This is a genomic window from Asaia lannensis NBRC 102526 (genome assembly GCF_024054035.1).
GTDB lineage: Bacteria > Pseudomonadota > Alphaproteobacteria > Acetobacterales > Acetobacteraceae > Asaia > Asaia lannensis.
Genome location: NZ_JAMXQU010000018.1, coordinates 1 through 2,500, shown reverse-complemented (window position 1 = coordinate 2,500; position 2,500 = coordinate 1). Strand labels below are relative to the sequence as shown.

The 2,500-nt window shown below is 54.8% G+C and carries 1 rRNA gene (cut by a window edge); it reads left to right on the top strand.

The features are described 5' to 3' along the window. Positions 1-2,452, top strand: a 23S ribosomal RNA gene (locus NF685_RS14175); it begins 289 nt to the left of the window's first position. Positions 2,453-2,500 lie beyond the last annotated feature (48 nt).

Here is a 2,500-nt window from a genome sequence, read left to right as displayed (position 1 = left end):
CGGTCTGGAAAGTCCGGCGATAGTGGGTGATAGCCCCGTATGCGTAGTGTTCATGAAGGTTCTTGAGTAGGGCGGGGCACGTGAAACCCTGTCTGAACATGGGGGGACCACCCTCCAAGCCTAAATACTCCCTGATGACCGATAGTGAACAAGTACCGTGAGGGAAAGGTGAAAAGCACCCCGATGAGGGGAGTGAAAGAGACCTGAAACCGGATGCCTACAAGCAGTCGGAGCCTCTTATGGGGTGACGGCGTACCTTTTGTATAATGGGTCAGCGAGTTTCTGTTTGCAGCGAGCTTAAGCCGGTAGGTGTAGGCGTAGCGAAAGCGAGTCTGAATAGGGCGAATGAGTTGCTGGCAGAAGACCCGAAACCGAGTGATCTAGCCATGGCCAGGCTGAAGGTGCGGTAACACGCACTGGAGGGCCGAACCCACGCCTGTTGAAAAAGTCGGGGATGAGCTGTGGCTAGGGGTGAAAGGCCAATCAAACTCGGAGATAGCTGGTTCTCCGCGAAATCTATTGAGGTAGATCGTCACGTATTGCCCTCGGGGGTAGAGCACTGGATGGGCTAGGGGGACCCAAAGTCTTACCAAACCTAACCAAACTCCGAATACCGAGGAGTATGAGCGTGGCAGACAGACAGTGGGTGCTAAGGTCCATTGTCGAGAGGGAAACAGCCCAGACCACCAGCTAAGGCCCCCAAATCGTGGCTAAGTGGGAAAGGATGTGGGGATTCCAAAACAACCAGGAGGTTGGCTTAGAAGCAGCCATCCTTTAAAGAAAGCGTAATAGCTCACTGGTCTAATAGAAACCCTGCGCCGAAAATGTAACGGGGCTCAAGCCACGTGCCGAAGCTGTGGGTGCATATCTTTGATATGCGCGGTAGCGGAGCGTTCCGTAGGTCTGCGAAGGAGACGGGGTGACCCTCTCTGGAGATATCGGAAGTGCGAATGCTGACATGAGTAGCGACAAACAGTGCGAGAAACACTGTCGCCGAAAGTCCAAGGGTTCCTGCGCAAGGTTAATCCACGCAGGGTGAGCCGGCCCCTAAGGCGAGGGCGAAAGCCGTAGTCGATGGGAACCAGTTGAATATTACTGGGCCTGCCAGAAGTGACGAATGCGATATGTTGTCTGGTCTTACTGGATTGACCAGGCTTTTGGAGCATTCCAGGAAATAGCTCTGGCGTATAGACCGTACCCGAAACCGACACAGGTGGACTGGTAGAGAATACCAAGGCGCTTGAGAGAACGATGCTGAAGGAACTAGGCAAATTACTTGTGTAACTTCGGGATAAGCAAGACCCGTATGTGGGCAACCATGTGCGGGTGGCACAGACCAGGGGGTAGCGACTGTTTAGTAAAAACACAGGGCTGTGCGAAGTCGAGAGACGACGTATACGGCCTGACGCCTGCCCGGTGCCGGAAGGTTAAGAGGAGATGTGCAAGCATTGAATTGAAGCCCCGGTAAACGGCGGCCGTAACTATAACGGTCCTAAGGTAGCGAAATTCCTTGTCGGGTAAGTTCCGACCTGCACGAATGGCGTAACGACTTCCCCACTGTCTCCAGCATCGACTCAGCGAAATTGAATTCCCCGTGAAGATGCGGGGTACCCGCGGTCAGACGGAAAGACCCTATGAACCTTTACTGCAGCTTTGCAGTGGCATCAGAGACATCCTGTGTAGGATAGGTGGGAGGCTACGAACCCGGGACGCCAGTACCGGTGGAGCCGTCCTTGAAATACCACCCTGAATTTTTCTGATGTCTAACCGAGACCAGTCTAGCCTGGTCCGGGACCCTGCATGGTGGGCAGTTTGACTGGGGCGGTCGCCTCCCAAAGTGTAACGGAGGCGCGCGATGGTGGGCTCAGGTCGGTCGGAAACCGACTGTCGAGTGCAATGGCATAAGCCCGCCTGACTGTGAGAGTGACAGCTCGATCAGAGACGAAAGTCGGCCATAGTGATCCGGTGGTCCCACGTGGACGGGCCATCGCTCAACGGATAAAAGGTACTCTAGGGATAACAGGCTGATCTCCCCCAAGAGTCCACATCGACGGGGAGGTTTGGCACCTCGATGTCGGCTCATCACATCCTGGGGCTGGAGCAGGTCCCAAGGGTTCGGCTGTTCGCCGATTAAAGTGGTACGTGAGCTGGGTTTAGAACGTCGTGAGACAGTTCGGTCCCTATCTGCCGTGGGTGTATGAGACTTGAGAGGATTTGTCCCTAGTACGAGAGGACCGGGATGAACATACCTCTGGTGTACCGGTTGTCGCGCCAGCGGCACAGCCGGGTAGCTAAGTATGGACGGGATAACCGCTGAAAGCATCTAAGCGGGAAACCCACCTCAAAACGAGGTCTCACAGGGCCGTGAAAGACCATCACGTCAATAGGCCGGGTGTGGAAGCGTGGTAACACGTGAAGCTAACCGGTCCTAATCGCCCATATCGCTCACACAACGCTCTCACAAGAGAGCATACACATGCATAGCAATCATCCACGCAAA